Here is a 15756-nt window from a genome sequence, read left to right as displayed (position 1 = left end):
ATGCCTGTGTCAGCTCGTCGTCACCGAGGAGCGCTGGAGCGGCCTCGCCAGCAGGTGCAGGAGTGTCAGGCCGACAGGAAGCGGTAGAAATTGCGCAGCATGCCCGCCGTCGCCCCCCAGATGTAGCGCTGCGTGGCGCCATCCTGATACGGCATCGCGTACCACTCGCGCCGCAGGCCCTGCCATTCGAGGAAATGACGCTGGTGATGGCGCGGGTCCATGAGGAAGTCGAGCGGCACCTCGAACACGTCCGCCACTTCGTCGGGGCTCGGGCGCAGCGTGAAACCCTCATGCACCAGCGCCACGACGGGCGTCACGTTGAACGCGGTGACCGTGACATAGGTGTTGAGCTGGCCCAGCACCTCGATGAACTGGCGCTCGATACCCACTTCCTCATGGGTCTCGCGCAGCGCCGTGCCATCAGGGCCGCCATCGCCCGGATCGGCCTTGCCGCCCGGAAAGGCGATCTGCCCCGAATGCTTGGCAAGCTTGACGGTGCGCTGAGTGAGCAAAACCGTGGGCTTCTCGCGCATGACGATGGGGATCAGCACCGAGGCATTCGCCGGCTCGCGGTCGATCACGCCACGGTCGCGCATCACGTCCGGCGTCCAGAGCGGCGGCTTGGCGAATCGCGTACGCAGCGCCTCGGGTGTGAGCAGCCCTTCGGGAATGGCAGGCAGGTGGTCGTCCACCCCCAGCATCGGTGCCAGCCGCGGGTCGAAATTCGGAACGCTGGAGAGCTGCAACTCCTTGGGCTCCGCACCCGACGATGGGGCCTGGAGGGAGGCAACGGACATGGCGGAAGGATTCACGGCAGAGGAAGGACGAGGGATAGCAATGGAACTGCGAACGGCCTGCACCGGCTCCCCCAAGGGAAAGAAGAAGGCAAAGAAAAAGCCGCTACAGGCCAGAAGCACTGTAGCGGCTTTTCGCGAGACTCGCTGAAACGGCGTTGGATTACGCTGCTTCGACGGCCTTGACGCGGGAAGGCAGCTTTTCCTTGATACGTGCCGACTTGCCGCTGCGCTCACGCAGGTAGTACAGCTTGGCACGACGCACGTCACCACGGCGCTTCACTTCGATGCCGGCGATCAGGGGGGAGTAGGTCTGGAACGTACGCTCCACACCTTCGCCGCTCGAGATCTTGCGCACGGTGAAGCCGCTGTTCAGGCCACGGTTGCGCTTGGCGATCACCACGCCTTCGTAGGCCTGCACGCGCTTGCGGTTACCTTCCACCACGTTCACGCTCACGATGACAGTGTCACCAGGTGCGAACTCAGGGATGGTCTTGTTCAAGCGAGCGATTTCTTCCTGCTCGAGAGTCTGAATCAGATTCATGATTTCTTCCAAACGATCATGTCCGCGCCAAAATTGGCTGGATGCCCGGATTGGCATCTTGGTGGCTCAAAGCGGGTGCGCAAATCCAGGTTTGCGTACCTTTCAGGCTTGAAGAGCGGCCGGCCAGAGGATCGAAAAGCCTTTCATTATAACAACTTGGGCAATTTCGCCAAGAGCGCCTCGTCGGCCTTCGACAGCGCTCCCTTCTCGCGGGCGGACTCCAGCAGTTCGGGGCGGTGCGCAGCCGTGATCCTCAGGCTCTGTTCACGCCGCCAGCGCTCGATCTGCGCATGGTGTCCCGAGAGCAGTTCCGCGGGTACGGCGCGGCCGTTCCATTCCTCAGGGCGCGTGTAATGGGGGCTGTCCAGCAGCCCATCGAGGGCGGGGTTGAAGCTGTCGAGCTGATGGCTGCCCTCGTCGTTCAGCACCCCGGGCTGCAGCCGCGCCACGGCATCGAGCAGCGCCATGGCAGGAATCTCGCCACCGGAGAGCACAAAGTCGCCCATGCTGATCTGTGCGGTGACAAAGGCGTCGATGAAGCGCTGATCCACCCCTTCGTAGCGCCCGCACAACAGAATGGCCCCCGAGCTGGCCGACCAGCACTCGACAGCGCCATGGTTCAGCCGCTCGCCAATGGGCGAAAACAGCACCAGCGGGGCCTCGGCGTCGGCGGCTTCCGCCCGGTCCGCGCGGATGGCGGCAAGGCAGCGCGACAGCGGCTCGGCCATCATCACCATGCCCGGGCCCCCTCCGAAGGGTCGGTCATCCACGCGCCGGTAATTGCCTTCGGCATGATCGCGCGGATTCCACAGGCGCACCTCGACCTGTCCGCTCTGGTAGGCACGGCGCGTCACGCCGCTTTCGAGAAAGGGCGAGAACAGTTCGGGAAACAGCGTGATGACGTCGAATCGCATGGCCGGGGAACCATCCACCTCTCAAGAACCCATCAATAGTCGGGCTGCCAGTCGACCGTGATCCGGCGCCCCTCGATATCGACCTTGTCCACGAAGGCCGAGACGAACGGGATCATGCGCTCGACGGGCTTGTCACCGGACACCTCCTGCGACAGCACCAGCGTCGTCTGCGGGCCGGTGGACATCAGATCCTTCACCACCCCCAGGGACACGCCCTCGCGGTTGAGCACATCGAGGCCGATCAGGTCGACCCAGTAATACTCGTCGTCGGCCGCCTTGGGGAAATCGGCACGCGAAATGAAGATGCGTGCCCCGCGCAGTGCCTCGGCGCCATTGCGGTCGGGAATCTCCTCGGCCGTTGCGACGATCGAATCCGAATGCTCGCGAGCCTGCTTCACGGAAAGCAGCACGGTGCCCGAGAAGAAGCTCTTCGCCCCCTTCTCCGACGGCTGCAGATACCAGTTGCCACCGCCCAGCAGCGCCTCGGGATCGGCGCTGTAGGGCACGATCTTGAACCATCCCTTGATCCCCCAGGCCTCACCGATGCGGCCTACTTCGACGGCATCGGACGGGAGGGTGGCGGACTGCAAGACAGGGAGTTCGGCGGGCATACGGGAAAAAATGTTGGAGAACAGGGCAAAAACAAAAAAGCGGACTTCGCCGGAAACCCAACGAAATCCGCTTTTCCGAGCTTTGGAAGCTTAGGCAGCAGCCTTGGCGCCTTGCTTGATCAGGCGATCCACGGTAGGCGAGGCTTGTGCGCCAACGCTCTTCCAGTAGGTCAGACGATCCTGGGCAATGCGCAGGCCTTCCTCGCCGTCCTTGGCGGACGGGTTGTAAAAGCCCAGACGCTCGATGAAGCGACCATCGCGACGAACGCGCTTGTCAGCCACAACGATGTTGAAGAAAGGACGGTGCTTGGAACCGCCGCGAGCAAGTCGAATAACGACCATAATGAATCCTTCGGGTGGAAAAGCAGGCACCTCAAAAAATGGTGACTGCCAAGGTTTTTCCTGCTGCGTTTGAGACACGCGACTTAGCCACCCGGCCAGCGACACGCAGCAAAGTCCGCAATTATAGCCAACAATCAGAAAAAGATGCTCAACATTCGTGCAAGCAGCGAAGATGACCTTGCTGCCATCACCGCCATCTACCGACACCATGTCCTCCACGGCACCGGCTCCTTCGAGGTCGATCCCCCCGACCAGGCCGAGATGACGCAGCGTCGCGCCGACGTTCTGGCCAAGGGACTGCCCTATCTGGTGGCCGAGCATCCACAGACCCGCGAGATCCTGGGCTACGCCTATTGCACCTGGTTCAAGCAGCGCCCGGCCTACCGCTTCTCCGCCGAAGACTCGATCTACGTGGCCGACTCGGCGCGTGGCCAGGGCGTGGGGAGGCAACTGCTTGACGCCCTGTGCGTGGCAGCACAGCAGGCCGGCATCCGCCGGATGCTGGCGGTGATCGGGGACTCGGGCAACACCGGCTCCATCGGCGTTCACCGCGCGGCGGGCTTTTCCGATGCGGGAGTTCTTCGTTCCGCAGGTTGGAAGTTCGGGAAATGGCTGGATATTGTCCTCATGGACAAGCCTCTAGGAGCTGGGGACAGCACCTCGCCCGAATGAAGTCCGCCCGCAATGAAGATCGATCAATCATGAAAAGCAAGACCGTCGCCGCCTGGCTGGCCTTTCTCGGCGGCCCGCTCGGGCTGCACCGCTTCTACCTGTATGGCCTGTTCGACACGCTGGGCTGGCTGCTGCCCATCCCCACCGCGCTCGGGGTGTACGGAATCCAGCGCGTGCTGGAGTTCGGACAGGACGACCACTACAGCTGGGTGCTGGTGCCGCTTCTCGGGTTCACCTTTGCGGCCTGCGCGCTGCGCGCCATCCTCTACGGCCTGACGACGCCCGAGAAATGGAATGCCCGCTTCAACCCGCAGGCAGCCAGCGACGCCCCTCCGGGACGCACGCACTGGGGCACGATCTTCGCCATCGGATTGGCACTGATGATTGGCACTGCGGTGCTGATGGCCAGTTTTGCCTTCAGCTTCCAGCGCTATTTCGAATACCAGATCGAGGAAGCTCGCAAGATTTCCCAGTAGCGCTCTTTGGGGACTTCCTGGTAGGCAAGGAGGTGCAACGAAGGATCAAGCCCTGTATCGGCGCCTCCGAACGAACAACCCAACCCAAGCCCCACAATACAAAAAGCGCCGGACTCATACGAGCCCCGGCGCTTTTCTCATGAACCAGCGGGAATTAGTACAGCTGCAGGCTGATCCAGTAGGCAATGGCGGCCACGAATGCGCTGGCGGGGATCGTGAGAATCCAGGCCCACACGATGTTGCCCGCCACGCCCCAGCGCACGGCGCTGGCGCGCTGCGTGGAGCCTACGCCGACGATCGCGCCGGTGATGGTGTGCGTGGTGGAAACCGGCACGCCCAGCCAGGTGGCCAGGAACAGTGTCAGCGCCCCGCCGCTTTCCGCACAAAAGCCGCCCACGGGCTTGAGCTTGGTGATCTTCTGGCCCATGGTCTTGACGATGCGCCATCCGCCAAACATCGTGCCCAGGCCGATCGCCGCATAGCAGCAGATGATGACCCAGGTCGGTGGCGCGGCATCGGTCGACGCCGAGTAGCCCGTGGCGATCAGCAGCAGCCAGATGATGCCGATGGTCTTCTGTGCATCGTTGCCGCCGTGGCCCAGGCTGTAGGCGCCCGCCGAGACGAGCTGGAGGCGCCGGAACCACTTGTCGATGCGGCTCGGGCGCATGCGGCGGAAGGTCCAGGCAACAATCACCATCATGATCGAGCCGAGCAGAAAGCCCAGCAGCGGCGAGATGAAGATGAACGCCACGGTCTTCAGGATGCCGCCCGCCACCAGCGCGCCCGCGCCGGACTTCGCCATCACCGAGCCGACGATGCCGCCGATCAGCGCATGCGAGGAGCTGCTGGGAATGCCGTAGTACCAGGTGATCACGTTCCAGGTGATCGCCCCCACCAGGGCTCCGAACACCACATGGGTGTCGACCACCCCGGGCTGGACGATGCCCTTGCCCACCGTGGCCGCCACGCTCAGGTGGAAGACGAAGACGGCAACGACGTTGAAGAATGCCGCGAAGACCACGGCCTGCGTCGGCTTGAGCACGCCCGTGGACACCACGGTGGCGATGGAGTTCGCCGCGTCATGAAAGCCGTTCATGAAGTCGAATATCAGGGCGAGGGCCACCAGGATAATCACGACCCACAGGGCTGTTTGTACTGTTTCCATGCTGATGAGCAGTTGATGCCGGAAGCCGGCTGTTGCGTGTGCGCCCGGATCAGGAGTTCTCGAGGATCACGCCCTCGATCAGGTTGGCCACGTCCTCGCACTTGTCGGTGATCGTCTCCAGCAACTCGTAGATGGCCTTGAGCTTGATGACTTCACGCACATCGGGCTCCTCGCGGAACAGCTTGCTCATGGCGCTGCGCATCACGCGGTCGGCATCGCCTTCCAGGCGGTCGATTTCCTCGCAGGTCTTGAGCGCGGCTTCCGCCACGGACGCGTCGGCGATGCGGGAAAGCAGCTTCACCGCATCCCGCACGCGCTCACAGCACTTGAGGCTCAGGTCGGTCAGGCGACTGATTTCCTCCGTCATGTGGCGGATGTCATACAGCGACATGGTTTCCGCGGAGTCCTGGATCAGGTCGGCCACGTCGTCCATGGTGTTGATCAGCGAATGGATCTGCTCGCGGTCGATCGGGGTGATGAAGGTCTTGTGCAGAGCGCGGTTGACCTCGTGCGTCACGCGGTCGGCCGCGCGCTCGGCGTTATCGACATCCTGGTTGTACTTTTCACGCAGATGGGGGTCGTTGTAGTTGGCCACCAATTGGGAGAACGCGTGGGCGGCTTCGACGATGCGCTCCGCATGCTGGTTGAACATCTCGAAAAAATTGCCCTCTTGGGGCAACAGCTTTCCAAACAACATGGGAACTCCTGGGAGGCAAACCGGGGACGGGACCGAGCCTCTATGACAACCCGGTGACATCTTTGTGAAAGCGCGAAGTTTAACCGCCACCATGAGGGCGCCGGTGGGAGGCGCTCCAAAATCCCTGCATACCAGTAGTTACATACTCATGCGAAACGGGCCCGAGGCCGCACGGGAAAACGATCCGAATCCGTACGGGAAAGTAATCAATGATGTGACCTTGCGTCGCAAATTCGTCACGAAGTCCTCACAGAGAATGGCTGCCGCTCGCACGCACATGGCATTCGGACATGGAAGACGGCGGGCTCGATTTTTTCTGCGGTTCTTCTTCCTTGACGGTCGGTTGTTTGTCCATTGCGGGGTCTTCAAGATGCTGGGCGTGTCGCTTTTCTTCATTGGTGCTGTGCTGATCGTGAATGGCATGGGCCTTGCCGGTCGCATCGAGCCCCGCGACGCAGCGCCCTTCAACCTGCTGGTGGGCGGCCTCGCGCTGTTCGTCAACCTGCTCGGGCTGTACCGCGCCGACGGTGGTTCCGGATATTTCACTGCGGCGGGCGGCCTGCTGTTCGCGTTCACCTACCTCTATGCCGCCGCCGTGCAGTGGTACGGGCTCAAGGGCGTCGCAATGGGCTGGTACTGCGGCTTCGTCGCGGTGTCGGCGCTGATGTTCGCCGCCATGGAGACCGACATGCGCATGATCGTGATGTGGCTGCTCTGGTCTTCGCTCTGGCTGTTCTTCTTCATCGTTCAGGGCCTGGGCAGGACACTGCGCTTCCTGCCCGTCTATACGGTGTTCACCGGCATTGCCAGTTGCTGGATTCCGGGCGCGCTGATGCTGCTGGGGCGGTGGTGAGGCACCACGCCCCGACGCTTTGTGCAGCCTCAGATATCAGGCGCTGCGGAAGATGAAGAAGACCGCCCCCACCATGCACAGCCCCGCCCAGAGATAGTCCCACTTGAGCGGCTGCCCCATGTAGAACACCGCAAACGGCACGAACACCGTGAGCGTGATGACCTCCTGCAGGATCTTGAGCTGGCCGAGCGACATCTGGGTCGCACCGATCCGGTTCGCAGGCACCTGCAGCAGGTACTCGAACAGCGCGATGCCCCAGCTCACCAGCGCGGCGATGTACCAGGGCGAGGTCGAGAGATTCTTCAGGTGCCCGTACCAGGCAAACGTCATGAACACGTTGCTGGCGAGCAGCAGCAGGATGGTCTGTAGCGAGATGGGAAGCGATTGCAGGAATTGCATGATGGGATGCTGAAACGGGCCAGAGGCCGGATGGGCTGGCAATGTAGCGCAACGCAGGCGCCCAGGTCCGTCAACTCCGTTTCATTTCCGGCTCATTCGCCCAGGTAGGCAGCGCGCACGCGCGGGTCGTTCAGCAGCGAGACGCCCTCTCCCGTCATCGTGATGATGCCGGACTCCATCACATAGCCCCGGTTGGCCATCTGCAATGCGCGGCTGGCGTTCTGCTCGACCAGCAGGATGGTCACGCCGAGCTTGTAGACGTCGCCCACCACCTCGAAGATCTTGTCCACCATGATCGGCGACAGGCCCATCGACGGCTCATCGAGCAGCAGCACCTTGGGCCGGCTCATGAGCGCGCGGCCCATCGCCAGCATCTGCTGCTCGCCGCCCGACATGGTTCCGGCCAGCTGGTCCTTGCGTTCGCGCAGCCGCGGGAAAACGTTGAACATGCGCTCGATGTCGTCCTTGATACCCGCCTGGTCGTTGCGAATGTAGGCGCCCATCTGCAGGTTTTCCGTGATGGTCATGCGCGCGAACACGCCACGCCCTTCGGGCACCATCACCAGGCCCTCGCGGACCAGGTCCCACGCGCCCTTGCCCTTGATGCTGCGGCCAAGGTACTCGATGTCGCCATCGTTCATCGACAGCAGCCCGGTGATGGCCTTCATCGTCGTGGTCTTGCCCGCGCCGTTGGAGCCGATCAGCGACACCAATTCGCCCTCACGCACTTCCATGTCCACGCCCTTCACGGCCTGGATGCCGCCATAGGCCACGCGCAGGCCGCTCACTTTCAACAACACTTGTGCTTCGGCCATGCTCAATGTCCTCCGGTGCCCAGATAGGCCTCGATCACTTTTTCGTTCTTCTGCACGTCGGCCGGCGTGCCTTCGGCAATCTGCTTGCCGTAGTCGAGCACCGTCACGCGGTCGCACAGGCCCATCACCAGCTTCACGTCATGCTCGATCAGCAGGATGGTGCGGTTGTCCTTGCGGATGCGGTCGATCAGTTCGCGCAACTGCACCTTCTCGGTGGCGTTCATGCCCGCCGCGGGTTCATCCAGGGCGATCAGTTGCGGGTCGGTGGCCAGCGCACGAGCGATCTCCAGGCGCCGCTGGTCCCCGTAGGACAACGTGCGCGCCTTGAAATCCGCGTACTTGCCGATGCCGACGTAATCGAGCAGCTGCCTTGCCCGCTCGCGGATCTCTGCCTCCTCGCGCTTGAAGCCCGGCGTGCGGAACACCGCGCCGAACAACCCCGAGTGCGTGCGCACATGGCGACCCACCATGACGTTCTCGAGCGCCGTCATTTCCGCAAACAGGCGGATGTTCTGGAAGGTTCGTGCAATGCCGGTCTTCGCGACCAAGTGCACCGCTGTCGGCCGGTAGGGCTGGCCCGCCAGCACGAAGCTGCCGGCATCCGGCGTGTAGAGGCCCGTGATGACGTTGAAGAAGGTTGTCTTGCCGGCGCCGTTGGGTCCGATCAGTCCGTAGATCTGACCGCGCCGAATGGTGATGCCGACGTCCGAAAGTGCCTGCAGGCCGCCGAATCGCTTGGAAACGCCCGCCACCTTCAGCACCACATCGTCTGATGTTTCTGCCATATCGTTGCTCTGTTGAATCTTGGATGTTGTCGTGTCTTGCACGGGCCGTTCAGACCTTCTGCGGGAAGTTCTTGCCATGCTCCGGCGAAGGCCACAGGCCGCGCGGGCGCAGCAGCATGATGACGATCATCGCCAGCGCGATCAGCAGCTGCCGCAGGATGGACGCGTCGAGCCGTCCTCCCGTCAGGTCCTGCAGCGGACCCGCCACGTAGCGCAGCACCTCGGGCAACGCCGACAGCAGCACCGCACCCAGGATCACCCCGGGGATATGGCCGATGCCGCCCAGCACCACCATCGCAACGATCATCACCGACTCCATCAGGCTGAAGGACTCGGGCGAGACAAAGCCCTGGAAGGCCGCGAACATGGCCCCCGACACACCGCCGAACGACGCGCCCATGCCGAACGCCAGCAGTTTCATGTTGCGGGTGTTGATGCCCATGGCCTTGGCGGCGATCTCGTCCTCGCGGATCGCCATCCAGCCGCGGCCGATACGCGAGTCCTGCAGGCGATAGCACACGAGGATGGTGATCAGCACCAGGGCGAGGAACAGGTAGTAGTACAGCGTGACCGAGCTGATGTCGTAGCCGAAGATCTCCTGGCGCTTGCCCAGGTTCAGCCCGAAGATCTTCACAGAATCGATCTCGCCGATGCCCTTGGGACCGTTGGTGACATTGACCGGGTGATCGAGGTTGTTCATGAAGATGCGGATGATCTCGCCGAAGCCCAGCGTCACGATCGCAAGGTAGTCGCCCCGCAGCTTGAGCACCGGTATCCCCAGAAGCACCCCGGTCCCCGCCGCAAGCACCAGGGCCAGCGGAATCACCATCCACAGCGACAGGTGCAGGCCATTCGGGAAATGCGCGCTGAACCAGGCAAAGTTCTCGCTCAGCTGCGGTGATGCCAGCAGGGCGAACATGTAGGCGCCCACGGCGTAGAAGGCCACATAGCCCAGGTCCAGCAGGCCCGCGTAGCCCACCACGATGTTGAGGCCCAGCGCCAGCATCACGTAGAGCAGCGCCAGATCCGCAATGCGCACCCATGCATTGCCGAAGTATTGAAGCACCAGCGGCAGCACGAGCAGGACGATGCCGCCGATCAGCCACGAGACTTTCTTGTTCCCTTGATTCATGTTCGTGCTCCCTTCAAGCCCGGTCCGCCACACGCTCGCCCAGCAGGCCCGATGGCCTGAGCGTCAGCACGATGATCAGCACGATGAATGCGAAGATATCCACATAGTTGCTGCCCAGCAGCCCGCCGGTCAGCGGGCCGATGTAGCCCGCGCCGATGGCCTCGATCAGCCCCAGGAGCACGCCGCCCACGACAGCCCCGGCCAGGTTGCCGATGCCGCCGAACACCGCTGCCGTGAAGGCCTTGAGCCCTGGCAGGAAGCCCATCGCATGCTGCGCCGTGCCGTAGTTGGAGGCATACATGATGCCGGCGATCGCCGCGAGGATGGCACCGATGATGAAGGTGGCCGAGATCACCATGTCCGGCTTCACTCCCATCAGCGCCGCCACCTTCGGGTTCTCCGCCGTGGCGCGCATGGCGCGTCCGAGCTTGGTGTAGTTCACCAGATAGACCATCGCGGCGAGGGCCACCACGGTCGTCACGAGGATCATGATCTGCGTGGGCGTGATCACCGCGTTGCCAAGGTGATAGGGATCGGACGACAGCAGCGTCGGATAGGGCTTGTAGTTGGGCTTCCAGATGATCATCGCCACCGTCTGGAGCAGGATGGACATGCCGATCGCGGTGATCAACGGAGCCAGACGCGGACTGTTGCGCAGCGGCCGGTAGGCGATCTTCTCGATCGTGAAATTCAGCGCTGCCGCCACGATGCAGGCGATGATCGTGGCGATCAGGAGCACCAGCCAACCTGGTGCGCCGGGCATGGCCTCCTGCATCATCCCGATGCAACTCCAACTGGTGATCGCCCCGATCATGAGCACCTCGCCGTGGGCGAAGTTGATGAGCTGAATGATGCCGTACACCATCGTATAGCCGAGCGCTATGAGGGCGTACATGCTGCCAAGTACCAGACCGTTGATGATCTGCTGCAGCAAAATGTCCATAACGAAAATCCTTCGCGATTGATGAGCGCTTGCCGCCTTCCCACCGATATCGGCCGCCGCGTGCATGCGCCGTAAGCGCTTAGCAAAAAACCCGCCAGTTCTGTTGTCTGTGCGGGTTCACGCGGTGGATCGATACCAGTGAAATGCAACGGGCCCGATCGTTTCCTCGGGGATCATGTCCCCGCGCCTGCGACCTGAGTTAGCCGATGGAATTCATTATTAGGACAAGCACATTCGGCTACACATAGGGAACACGCGAATTGCGCAAGTCAAGACTCAGAAATGGAATCCGGGCAAACGGCTGGTTCATTCCCGTTTTTGCGCCGCAGCATTGAGCTGCTGCAATTCATCGAGCTTCTGGCCGATCTTGATCTCCAGCCCCCGTGGAACCGGGCGGTAGAAACCGGGCGCCTCCATGCCCTCTGGCAGGTAGTTCTCGCCTGCAGCAAAGCCCCCCTCTTCGTCGTGCGCATAGCGATAACCCTTACCGTAATCGAGCTCCTTCATGAGCCGGGTGGGTGCATTGCGCAGGTGCATGGGCACAGGTCTGGTGCCGTCCTGCTTCACAAAGGCGCGCACCTGGTTGTAGGCCTTGTAGACCGCGTTCGATTTGGGTGCGACAGCCAAATAAACAACACATTGCGCCAGCGCCAGTTCGCCCTCGGGCGAGCCCAGGCGCTCGTAGACCTCGGAGGCATCGAGCGCAAGCCTCAGCGCGCGCGGGTCGGCCAGGCCAATGTCCTCGCTTGCCATGCGCACCAGCCGCCGCGCCATGTAGCGCGGATCCGCGCCGCCGTCGAGCATGCGCACCAGCCAGTACAGTGCCGCATCGGGGTCCGAACCGCGCACCGACTTGTGCAGGGCGCTGATGGTGTCGTAGAACTGTTCACCGCCCTTGTCGTAGCGGCGCATGCGTTCACCCAGCACCTTGAGCAGCCATTCGTCGGAGATCGCCTCCACACCCGCCTGCTTCGCCGTGACCGCCAGTGTCTCGAGCGTGTTCAGCAGGCGCCGGGCATCACCGTCCGCGTAGGCGATCAAACGGTCGAGCGCATCGGCCTCGATCTTCGGGACCGCGTCGAGCTCCCGTGCCTTGGCGACGATCTGCTTCAGGTCGTCCGCGGTCAGCGGCTGCAGCACGTAGACCGCCGCGCGCGAGAGCAGCGCGGAATTCACCTCGAACGACGGATTCTCCGTCGTCGCACCGACAAAGGTAAACAGGCCGCTTTCCACGTGCGGCAGGAACGCATCCTGCTGGCTCTTGTTGAACCGGTGCACCTCGTCGACAAACACGATCGTGCGCTGCTGCATGAGCCCGTCGCGGGCGGCCTCGGCGCGCTCGACCGCTTCGCGGATGTCCTTGACGCCGCCCAGCACGGCGCTGATCGAAATGAACTGCGCATCGAACGCCTCTGCCATGAGCCGTGCGATCGTCGTCTTTCCAACGCCCGGCGGGCCCCACAGGATGCAGCTGTGCGGCTGTCCCGACTCGAATGCCAGCCGCAGGGGCATGCCCGGTCCCAGCACATGCTGCTGCCCGATCACTTCACCCAGGTTGTGCGGGCGCAGGCGTTCGGCGAGGGGTTGGTGGGGGACTGGTGCGGGCATGACGGAAAACGAAGGCAGGACAAACAGCCTTGATCGTACCGCCGTTGGCACGCGCGAGGGGAAACCATGCCCGTGCGGCCCCGCCCGGCCTTCAAGTCCGGGCCGCCACCGCGATCAAAGCGCAGTGATCGGAATCACGCGATAGGCGCACCGGTTTCCGCCCTCGAGCAGGTATTCACCGCGCACCACACGGGCCTGGTCACCGGCGATTTCCTGGAGCAGCGCCTCCTCGGAGCGGCAGAAGCCGCGACAGGAGTCCGCGGCGGCGCAGATCGGACAGTGGTCCTCGAGAAAGATCAGCGCGCCGCCGTCCTTTTCCACGCGGGCCATGTAGCCCTCCTCGGAACGAACCCGGGCCAGCTGCTCGAAACGCGTCGACAGTTTCTTGCCCGTGCAGGCTGCCGCGTACCGGCTTCTCGACTCCGCCTCCCTGGCGGCAATGAGCCTTTCAAGGCCTTCCTCGCCAAACACAGCGCGCACCGCGTCGATGAGCTGTACCGTGAGCTGGGCATGGGCGTCGGGGAAATGGCGCTGCCCCGCCTCCGTCAGCCTCCAGGCCTGCCCGGGCCGCCCCGCCCCCTTGGCTGGTTGCATCTCGCCCGCGATCAAACCTTGCTCGAGCAGGCGGTTGACCTGCTGGCGCGCCGCTTCAACGGTCATCTGGAGATGCCGGGCGAGCGTGCTGGTACCCACGGGTGCAAGACGCTTGACGGCCTGCAGCATGCGGTCCGTGGCGTTCGGCTCGGTCGCCATGATCGTGTTCGATTGCATATTTTTATAAAAGCAATAGCTTGGTTAATATCGCTGGCTTTGATAAATTACAAGAAACTACTTGCATTATTCCATGCCATGAGGCTTCCATGAAAAGTACAACCCGGACAGACCCCGTACCACCGTCGCCCCACACCACCAAGCCCGCTGGATGGAGCGAGCTGCTCGGAGGCCGCAATGGACTCAAGGCGCTTGCGCTCACCGGTGCCGTGGCCATGCATGCGATCAACGTGCACATCGTGACCACGGTACTGCCGTCGGTGGTGCGCGAGATCGGCGGCCTCGAGTGGTATGCGTGGAACACGACGCTGTTCGTGGTGGCATCCATCGTCGGCGCCGCGCTTTCGGTGCGGGTCCTGGCGGCTTTCGGCGCGCGCACGGCCATGGCCTCGGCGCTGCTCCTTTTCGCGGTAGGCACGCTCCTGTGCGCCGGCGCCCTGAACATGCCCACGATGCTGCTCGGGCGAACGGTGCAGGGGCTGGGTGGCGGCACCCTGGCCGCGCTCAGCTACACGCTGATCCGCATGGTCTTCGTGCCGCGCCTGTGGCCGCGCGCGATCGCGCTGGTGTCAGGCATGTGGGGCATCGCGACCCTGAGCGGCCCCGCCGTGGGCGGGCTGTTCGCGCAGTCCGGACATTGGCGCTGGGCCTTCTGGTTCCTGCTGCCGCTGATCGCGCTGCAGATGGCCCTGGTCTGGGTACAGCTGCAGCCCGCCCGGATGCTGAACCAGCCCGATGCCGCTGTCGGCGGCATCCCGGGAAGGCAGATCGTGCTGCTGGCCCTGTCCGTGGTGCTCGTCGCGGCAGCCAGTGTGGTGCCCGCGGGTGCCTGGCAGGCGGCCTGCGTTCTTGCAGGCCTCGGCATCGGAGGGATTGCGATCATGGCCGAACGCGGGGCGGCGGCCCGGCTTCTGCCGCGGGGAGGCACGTCCCTCGGCAGCCCGCTGGGCAAGCTCTACGCGGTGATCACCCTGCTGCTCATGGGCACGATGGTGGAAATCTACGTGCCCTACTTCCTGCAGCACCTGCACGGCCTCAAGCCTTTGACGGCCGGGTACACGACGGCCCTCATGGCAGGAGGCTGGTCCCTCGCGTCCGTCAGCTTCTCGGGTGCCACGGGCAACCGCTCACGCACCCTGATGTGGCTCGGGCCCACGCTCTGCCTGGCAGGTCTCGCCCTGCTGGCCTTCGCAATGCCCATGGCCTTCGCGGGAGCCCTGCTGCTCAACGCGGTGGCCCTGGCCCTCATCGGCCTGGGCGTGGGATCGGCCTGGCCCCACCTGCTCAACGCCATCCTGCATTGCGCGCCGCCCGATGAGGCCAGCGCGGCCTCCGCAGCCATCAGCACGGTGCAGCTCTACGGCATGGCGGTCGGTGCGGCGTTGGCAGGGCTGTTCGCCAATGCGCTCGGCGTGTCGGCGAGTACCGATCCCCAGGTGCTCGGCCATGCGGCACTCTGGCTGTTCGCCACCTTTGCGATCTTCCCGTTGCTGGCACTGGTCGCGATTCGCAGGTTCCTGGCGAACCACTGAGCGCAGCGCAGCCGTCCTGCGGCCCGGGAGCTTACTGCTTCACCACATCGGCGCCCGCAGGCGGCTTGAACTGGAAGGTATCGGCCGGCAATTGCGGATTGACCTGCATGTTGCTGAACTTCAGCTGCGAGCGCTGGCCGAAGCTGTCCATGATGTCCAGCACCGCCAACCGGTCGCCCGCGAAGCCCACGCGCACGCTCTTGAGCTGTCCGTCCTTGGCCTTGGGGGCTGCCTCGACCCATTGCAGTCCGTCCTGGTCCGGCGCGGAGGCCAGGTTGAAGTCGGCCTTCAGCGCCGACAGGTCGGGCGCCGACGCCAGCAGCGCGGCGGGCGTGCTGCCCAGCGCCTGCGCCTGCGAACGCTGCGTGACCTGGTTCAGGTCGGCGTCGTAGAGCCAGAGGGTCTTCCCGTCGGCCACGATGGTCTGCTCGAACGGTTTTTGATAGACGAACTTGAAGAGACCGGGGCGCCGGAACTCGAAGCTTCCGCTCGAGGTCTTCACCCTTGGCTGCTGCCCCTCCTTGGGCGGCGAGGTCACGGTCTGCGTGAATTCCGAGCGGCCACTCGCCACGCCCTTCATGAAGCCTTCCAGGCTCTGCAGGCCATCGGCGCTGGCGACCTGTGCGCAGGCTGCCGTCAACACTGTGGCGATCAAACGTTTCATCATAGATTGGAACTCCTGTGTGCTCTGACCTGGAAACCG

19 protein-coding genes are annotated in these 15756 nt (G+C 63.6%); 4 read left to right on the top strand and 15 right to left on the bottom strand.

Annotation, left to right across the window (positions count from 1 at the left end):
- Positions 1 to 65: 65 nt before the first annotated feature.
- From H9K76_RS04395 to rpsP, 5 genes are all read right to left on the bottom strand, one after another.
- Positions 66 to 797 (bottom strand): CoA pyrophosphatase, encoded by a 732-nt coding sequence (locus H9K76_RS04395; RefSeq protein ID WP_187598356.1) that lies wholly within the window; start codon positions 795 to 797, stop codon positions 66 to 68.
- A 160-nt stretch (positions 798 to 957) separates the two neighbouring features.
- Positions 958 to 1338 (bottom strand): 50S ribosomal protein L19, encoded by a 381-nt coding sequence (rplS, locus tag H9K76_RS04390; protein WP_187598355.1) that lies wholly within the window; start codon positions 1336 to 1338, stop codon positions 958 to 960.
- 146 nt (positions 1339 to 1484) lie between these two features.
- Positions 1485 to 2252, bottom strand: a complete 768-nt coding sequence (gene trmD / locus H9K76_RS04385; RefSeq protein WP_187598354.1) for a tRNA (guanosine(37)-N1)-methyltransferase TrmD — start codon at positions 2250 to 2252, stop codon at positions 1485 to 1487.
- A 32-nt stretch (positions 2253 to 2284) separates the two neighbouring features.
- Complete coding sequence (gene rimM, locus H9K76_RS04380) at positions 2285 to 2863, bottom strand: ribosome maturation factor RimM (protein ID WP_187598353.1); 579 nt, start codon at positions 2861 to 2863, stop codon at positions 2285 to 2287.
- A gap of 90 nt (positions 2864 to 2953) precedes the next feature.
- Positions 2954 to 3205 (bottom strand): 30S ribosomal protein S16, encoded by a 252-nt coding sequence (gene rpsP, locus H9K76_RS04375; protein WP_187600452.1) that lies wholly within the window; start codon positions 3203 to 3205, stop codon positions 2954 to 2956.
- A 144-nt stretch (positions 3206 to 3349) separates the two neighbouring features.
- On the opposite strand from rpsP, the gene H9K76_RS04370 reads away from it, so the two are divergent.
- Together H9K76_RS04370 and H9K76_RS04365 are read left to right on the top strand one after the other, a co-directional pair.
- Positions 3350 to 3877, top strand: a complete 528-nt coding sequence (locus tag H9K76_RS04370; RefSeq protein ID WP_187598352.1) for a GNAT family N-acetyltransferase — start codon at positions 3350 to 3352, stop codon at positions 3875 to 3877.
- Positions 3878 to 3906: 29 nt separating this feature from the next.
- Complete coding sequence (locus H9K76_RS04365; protein ID WP_187598351.1) at positions 3907 to 4353, top strand: TM2 domain-containing protein; 447 nt, start codon at positions 3907 to 3909, stop codon at positions 4351 to 4353.
- A 154-nt stretch (positions 4354 to 4507) separates the two neighbouring features.
- On the opposite strand, the gene H9K76_RS04360 is transcribed toward H9K76_RS04365, so the two are convergent.
- Together H9K76_RS04360 and H9K76_RS04355 are read right to left on the bottom strand one after the other, a co-directional pair.
- The gene (locus H9K76_RS04360; RefSeq protein WP_187598350.1) at positions 4508 to 5518 is read right to left on the bottom strand and encodes an inorganic phosphate transporter; all 1011 of its coding nucleotides are present in this window, start codon (positions 5516 to 5518) and stop codon (positions 4508 to 4510) included.
- A 49-nt stretch (positions 5519 to 5567) separates the two neighbouring features.
- Entirely contained in the window at positions 5568 to 6215 is a 648-nt protein-coding gene (locus tag H9K76_RS04355) for a DUF47 domain-containing protein (protein WP_187598349.1), read from the bottom strand.
- A gap of 370 nt (positions 6216 to 6585) precedes the next feature.
- On the opposite strand from H9K76_RS04355, the gene H9K76_RS04350 reads away from it, so the two are divergent.
- The gene (locus H9K76_RS04350) at positions 6586 to 7068 is read left to right on the top strand and encodes an AmiS/UreI family transporter (RefSeq protein WP_187598348.1); all 483 of its coding nucleotides are present in this window, start codon (positions 6586 to 6588) and stop codon (positions 7066 to 7068) included.
- Between the two features lie 36 nt (positions 7069 to 7104).
- Here the strand turns inward: H9K76_RS04350 and H9K76_RS04345 are convergent, their stop codons facing one another.
- The 7 genes from H9K76_RS04345 to H9K76_RS04315 form a co-directional block, all read right to left on the bottom strand.
- On the bottom strand, positions 7105 to 7467 hold the full coding sequence (locus H9K76_RS04345; protein ID WP_187598347.1) for a DMT family protein: 363 nt from the start codon (positions 7465 to 7467) through the stop codon (positions 7105 to 7107).
- 92 nt (positions 7468 to 7559) lie between these two features.
- A complete protein-coding gene (locus H9K76_RS04340) occupies positions 7560 to 8282 on the bottom strand; it encodes an ABC transporter ATP-binding protein (protein ID WP_187598346.1) in 723 nt (240 codons plus the stop codon).
- Positions 8283 to 8284: 2 nt separating this feature from the next.
- Positions 8285 to 9067: an ABC transporter ATP-binding protein gene (locus tag H9K76_RS04335; protein WP_187598345.1), complete on the bottom strand. Its 783-nt coding sequence runs from the start codon at positions 9065 to 9067 to the stop codon at positions 8285 to 8287.
- Between the two features lie 49 nt (positions 9068 to 9116).
- Positions 9117 to 10199: an ABC transporter permease subunit gene (locus H9K76_RS04330; protein WP_187598344.1), complete on the bottom strand. Its 1083-nt coding sequence runs from the start codon at positions 10197 to 10199 to the stop codon at positions 9117 to 9119.
- Positions 10200 to 10212: 13 nt separating this feature from the next.
- A complete protein-coding gene (locus H9K76_RS04325; protein ID WP_187598343.1) occupies positions 10213 to 11142 on the bottom strand; it encodes a branched-chain amino acid ABC transporter permease in 930 nt (309 codons plus the stop codon).
- Positions 11143 to 11448: 306 nt separating this feature from the next.
- Positions 11449 to 12750 (bottom strand): replication-associated recombination protein A, encoded by a 1302-nt coding sequence (locus H9K76_RS04320; protein ID WP_187598342.1) that lies wholly within the window; start codon positions 12748 to 12750, stop codon positions 11449 to 11451.
- 114 nt (positions 12751 to 12864) lie between these two features.
- Positions 12865 to 13521 carry a helix-turn-helix transcriptional regulator gene (locus H9K76_RS04315; protein WP_187598341.1) on the bottom strand — a complete coding sequence of 219 codons (657 nt, stop codon included), beginning with the start codon at positions 13519 to 13521 and terminating at the stop codon, positions 12865 to 12867.
- Positions 13522 to 13610: 89 nt separating this feature from the next.
- Here H9K76_RS04315 and H9K76_RS04310 point away from each other — a divergent pair, with 89 nt between their 5' ends.
- Positions 13611 to 15053, top strand: a complete 1443-nt coding sequence (locus H9K76_RS04310; RefSeq protein WP_187598340.1) for an MFS transporter — start codon at positions 13611 to 13613, stop codon at positions 15051 to 15053.
- A 31-nt stretch (positions 15054 to 15084) separates the two neighbouring features.
- Here H9K76_RS04310 and lolA read toward each other — a convergent pair whose 3' ends face one another.
- Complete coding sequence (lolA, locus tag H9K76_RS04305; protein WP_187600451.1) at positions 15085 to 15717, bottom strand: outer membrane lipoprotein periplasmic chaperone LolA; 633 nt, start codon at positions 15715 to 15717, stop codon at positions 15085 to 15087.
- Positions 15718 to 15756: the final 39 nt, after the last annotated feature.

It is taken from the genome of Diaphorobacter ruginosibacter (genome assembly GCF_014395975.1).
GTDB classification, from domain to species: Bacteria; Pseudomonadota; Gammaproteobacteria; order Burkholderiales; family Burkholderiaceae_C; genus Diaphorobacter_A; species Diaphorobacter_A ruginosibacter.
This window is presented reverse-complemented; position numbering and strand designations above follow the sequence as displayed.